This window comes from Blastococcus atacamensis (assembly GCF_002938425.1).
Taxonomy (GTDB): Bacteria; Actinomycetota; Actinomycetes; order Mycobacteriales; family Geodermatophilaceae; genus Blastococcus; species Blastococcus atacamensis.
The window spans coordinates 1-3,513 of sequence record NZ_POQU01000142.1; the positions used below are offsets into that span (position 1 = coordinate 1).

Below are 3,513 nucleotides of genomic sequence, written 5' to 3' on the forward strand. Positions count from 1 at the left end.
GAGCTGGTGCGCGCGAAGGCGTCCTACGAGATCTAGAAGGACCCTCCTTCCCCCACCACCCGGGGAAGGACCCCGTCGTCCCCGCCCTCGCACGCTCGGGCTGGTGCCCTGGACGGGGGCGCCCTGCAGGACGGTCGCTTGCGACAAGCCGGGCTGGGCGGCAGCGTGGCCGTCGTGAGTGACACCGAACGCGACGGCGTGGCACTGAGCAGCCTGGACGCGCCCCTGGGCGACGGGCTCGAGGTCCCCGAGCGGGCGCTGATCGATCACTTCGACGCGCTCGGCGACCGGCTCGTGCCGCTCCTGGCCGGCCGGCCGCTCTCGGTGAAGCGGGTGCGGCCCGGGCAGCCGCCGTTCATGCAGCGCAACGCCAGCAAGGGTGCGCCGGAATGGGTGCGCACGGTGCCGGTCTGGTCGGTGTCACGATTCGGCGGTGCGGCAGCGCCTGCTCTGGCGGGCGGTCGTCGCGCTGCTGCTCATCTCCGCCCTCATGGTCCGGCGGCACGGGCAGGACGGCGCGAGGCCCCGTTCCGGCCTCCCGCTACTGAAGCCGGAACGGGGTGCCCGAGCCAGCGGTCACCAGGCTCGGGCAACCTCCTGGGCCGACTGTCATCCGGTCCAGGAGGCCCGTGAACCCAGGGTGCGGCCATTCGCCCTGGGTTCACGGTCGGAGACGCTGCCATCCGGCTCCGACCGGCTGGGACGGTAGTGGCCGTCAGTGACAGTTCGGCAGGTCGGCGAAAAGTTCAGCGTCCTCGCGGCCGGGCCGGGCCGTGCTAGGCGGACGCGGCATCCTCGTCACGTGGCCTGCCCGCCGTGAACCCGGCTGCGGCTGCGGCCAACAGGAGGATGCCGCCCAGGTAGTAGACGACCTGGATGCCGTACCGGTCTGCGAGCAGCCCTCCGATGGCCAACGACGCGAGCCTGCCGCCCTGCCACAGCACGTCCATGGAGGCGAAGACCCGGCCCCGGACGTGCTCGGGGGTCTCGGCTTGGAGCATCGAGTTGAAGGTGACCGCACCGGTGGAGGTCCCGATGCCGTAGACGACCAGCGCCCCGACGGCCACGGGGAGAGCGGTGACGGCGGCCAGGACCAGGTCGACGACGCCGCGCAGCGCGAACGGGCCGAACACGAAGACCGGTCGGCGAGGCCGGCGGATCAGCTGGAGCAGCGCGAGCGGCCCGAGCGCAGCGCCGACGCCGATGGCGCCGATGAGCAGCCCGTAGCCGCTGCCGGTCACCCCGAGGTGGTTCTCGGCGAGGACGACGAGCAGGGCGCTGGTCGCTCCGGCCGACAGCGCGGCGAGCAGTTGCCCGGTCGCCAGCGCCCGCAGCAGTCGGTGCTGGACGAGGACGCGCACGCCCTCACGGGCATCGGCGAGCAGGTGTCGCCGCCCGAGGCGCTCCGGCTGGGCGGGCACCCGCAGCCCGCGCAGCACGAGGGCGCTCAGCGCGTAGGAGGCGGCGTTGATCGCGAACGCCGGGCCGTAGCCCGCCTGCACCACGAGCAGCCCGGCGAGCGGGGCGAGGGCGATCTGGGACAGCACGGCGGCGGTCCAGATACCGCTGTTCGCCGCGACTAGTTCCTCCTTCGGCACCAGCGTGGGCAGGACGGAGGACGCCGCCGGGTTGAAGAACACCGCCCCGACGGACATGCCGAACGCGATCGCGTACACCCCCGCCGGGGCGTCGTGCCAGACCGCCAGGATCGAGGCCAGAACGAGCCGGAACAGGTCCGAGGCGACCATGACCCGGACGCGGGGCCAGCGGTCGATCAGCGGCCCAGCGAACGGCGCCAGCAGTAGCACCGGCAGGATCTCGGCCGCGACCACACCGCTGACGCCCAGCCCCGAGCCGGTGAGGTCGTAGATGAGCAGGGCTAGAGCGATGGTGTTGAGCACGTCGCCCCACTGGGACACGGTGCGAGCCACCCACAGGCGGCGGTAGGCGGGCCGGGCGAAGACATCGCGCAGACCTGGCTGGGTGCTCTTCACGGCGATGACCCGTGGTCGAAGTGCCCGGGCTCGATCTTCTTCCGGGCACCCCGGAACGCTCGGTTGGACGTGCCGGGCGCGTCGGCGTCGATCGTCGCCTTCTCCTCGGCGAAGGTCCTGGCCAGCGCGCGCCAGGCGTCGGGCTGCTCCGGCTGGCTGAGGTGCAGGTCGAGGTCGAGTGCCTGGCGGACCTTGACCCGCAGCGCGCCGAGACGGCGTCCCGCCGTGAGGTGCTTCTGCTCGGTGTCCTGGGGCTTGAGGAACGTGACGATGGCCGAGGCGATGGCCGCGACCACGGCGGCGGAGCCGGAGATCACAGGGGCGGCCTCGGCGACGACGGTGGCCGCAGCGACCGCCGCCGCAACCGTCGCCACGATGCCCAGCCACAGGTGCAGCCGGGCGTAGAGCGCGGCCGTGGCGAACTGCGCCTTCTCGGTCCAGAGCAGGTCCACCTGGAGCGCTCTCAACTCCCCAGTCACCTGGTCGCGGAAGGACCCCGGCGCGCCGCTCGCCCCGGTCACCACGTCGGGTACGGGAACGAGGTCCCGAACACGTCCCTCATGAGGAACCAGTAGTCGAACTCCTTGCCCGGCTTGCCGTCGAGGTCGTACGCCTCGTCGAGGCTCTTCTCGGCCTCCTTCAGGAGCCGGAGCGTCGTGCGGCGGTTCTTCTCGGAGGACACGGCGTTGATGCGGGACACCAGGCCAGTGGGGTCGTTCATGCTGCGGACCTCGTGGTCGATGAGGCGTTGCATGAGCCACTGCACGTCCAGCTAGAGGATCGTCTTCTCGCTCTGGGCATACTCGGCGGCTCGCATCTCCAGGTAGGTACTCGACACCGGCGCCCCGGCGTACACCTTCCACGCCTTGAGCAGCCGAGCCAGGGGCTTCACCCGCTTGTTCAAGCGGTCGTTCTGCTCGTTGACGAACCGCAGATGCGCACCGGGCGCCGACTCGACCCACTGGTCTCCCGGTCCAGGGATCCAGAACACGTCGTCATCGCCCACCGTCTTGCAGTACCAGGCTGGGCTGGCACTACCTCGAAGTGTGGGGCGCTGACGAACTGAACCTTGACCGTTGGACTGGAGACGCGCAGGTCCGTGATGGCCCAGTGACTTCCGGTCAGGGCCGTTTTCATGGCCGTGAGCGCGGTGCTGGGGCGAGCCGGTCGAGGTCCGGAGGCCCAGGCCATGTAGTCGACATCGCTGTGCCCCTTGATCGCGGTGCCGTGGTGCCAGGAGCGCTCTCGAACCAGTAGTCGGCGTCCAGGCTGCACTCGCCGAGGGCTTCCTCCATCGGCTCGCGACGGTCGGCCACCGTGGACCGCGCGGGACTGGGCGGCGCGGTGAAGACCAGCGGCTCGAAGGGGCTGCACGTCGTCGTCCCGGTGCAGGGCTCGCCACTGGAGGACGTCGCCGCCGCCACGCGCGCCCTCGCCGCGCGGACCGCGGCGCTGGACCCCGACCTGGCCACCACGGCCTACCTGCTCGAGGACATTACACTATAAACCATCTCAACTT

General features: G+C 71.1%; 6 protein-coding genes. 2 read left to right on the forward strand and 4 right to left on the reverse strand.

Annotated features, from left to right (window positions below; genetic code table 11):
• Window positions 1–174 precede the first annotated feature (174 nt).
• The gene (gene ligD / locus C5508_RS20425; protein ID WP_232797299.1) at window positions 175–633 is read left to right on the forward strand and encodes a non-homologous end-joining DNA ligase LigD; all 459 of its coding nucleotides are present in this window, start codon (window positions 175–177) and stop codon (window positions 631–633) included.
• A gap of 143 nt (window positions 634–776) precedes the next feature.
• Here the strand turns inward: ligD (C5508_RS20425) and C5508_RS18955 are convergent, their stop codons facing one another.
• Genes C5508_RS18955 through C5508_RS19720 form a run of 4 tightly spaced genes read right to left on the reverse strand, consistent with a single transcriptional unit; the run spans window position 777 to window position 3,000 of the window.
• On the reverse strand, window positions 777–1,994 hold the full coding sequence (locus C5508_RS18955) for an MFS transporter (protein ID WP_232797300.1): 1,218 nt from the start codon (window positions 1,992–1,994) through the stop codon (window positions 777–779).
• A complete protein-coding gene (locus C5508_RS19710) occupies window positions 1,991–2,461 on the reverse strand; it encodes an SLATT domain-containing protein (RefSeq protein WP_157944154.1) in 471 nt (156 codons plus the stop codon). Before C5508_RS19710 ends, C5508_RS18955 begins: the two co-directional genes overlap by 4 nt.
• Before the next feature lie 50 nt (window positions 2,462–2,511).
• On the reverse strand, window positions 2,512–2,715 hold the full coding sequence (locus tag C5508_RS19715) for a hypothetical protein (protein WP_157944155.1): 204 nt from the start codon (window positions 2,713–2,715) through the stop codon (window positions 2,512–2,514).
• A 51-nt stretch (window positions 2,716–2,766) separates the two neighbouring features.
• On the reverse strand, window positions 2,767–3,000 hold the full coding sequence (locus C5508_RS19720; RefSeq protein WP_104526463.1) for a hypothetical protein: 234 nt from the start codon (window positions 2,998–3,000) through the stop codon (window positions 2,767–2,769).
• A 311-nt stretch (window positions 3,001–3,311) separates the two neighbouring features.
• Between C5508_RS19720 and ligD (C5508_RS18975) the strand changes: the two genes are divergently transcribed.
• Window positions 3,312–3,500, forward strand: a complete 189-nt coding sequence (gene ligD / locus C5508_RS18975; protein ID WP_232797301.1) for a non-homologous end-joining DNA ligase LigD — start codon at window positions 3,312–3,314, stop codon at window positions 3,498–3,500.
• The last annotated feature ends 13 nt before the right edge of the window (window positions 3,501–3,513 follow it).